At 45.3% G+C, this 490-nt stretch carries 1 protein-coding gene; it reads right to left on the bottom strand.

Features of this window, described 5'->3' with window-relative positions; genetic code table 11:
- Positions 1-128 precede the first annotated feature (128 nt).
- Positions 129-490 (bottom strand): zinc ribbon domain-containing protein (locus tag A0J48_RS26645; RefSeq protein ID WP_200327573.1); only part of this gene is annotated, 362 nt, incomplete at its 5' end.

Below are 490 nucleotides of genomic sequence, written 5' to 3'. Positions count from 1 at the left end.
ACAAAAACTTTGTTACATGGAAAGTCGCCGCGAACATTTATGGCATTTGTTACAGATGGGGATGGGATTGAGCCGAGATCCCTGCAAAAACGGAAATAGAGGCTCAAAACCCTTGTCCTATATAGATTCTAGCGATTTGAAACCACAGGTTTATAAGAACGTCCACACATAGGACAAAACTTATACTTGAGAGACACCACCAACTCGCCGCAGTTAGCACAACTAGATCGTAACGACGTACCGCATAGATAACAAAACTTAGCCCTAACATTTGCCCACAAAGGGTCAGCAGCAGTCCCAGGATTCCAACATTGTGGACAAAACTTAACCCCTTGAACCAGAGAAACTTCCTCACCCTTAATCACAGCATCCAAATATTCTTGGGGGACAGCAAGAGCGATCGCCAAACCACCAAGAGTGCGGCGGTTAATTTTCAATGTCAAACCCCGTTCAATCTTCCCCACAGAACGAGAATGAATACCCGCAGCAG

Source organism: Sphaerospermopsis aphanizomenoides BCCUSP55 (genome assembly GCF_001586785.1).
Classification (GTDB): Bacteria; Cyanobacteriota; Cyanobacteriia; order Cyanobacteriales; family Nostocaceae; genus Sphaerospermopsis_A; species Sphaerospermopsis_A aphanizomenoides_A.
Note: the sequence above shows the minus strand (reverse complement) of the source record. Positions and strands in the feature narration are given on the sequence as shown.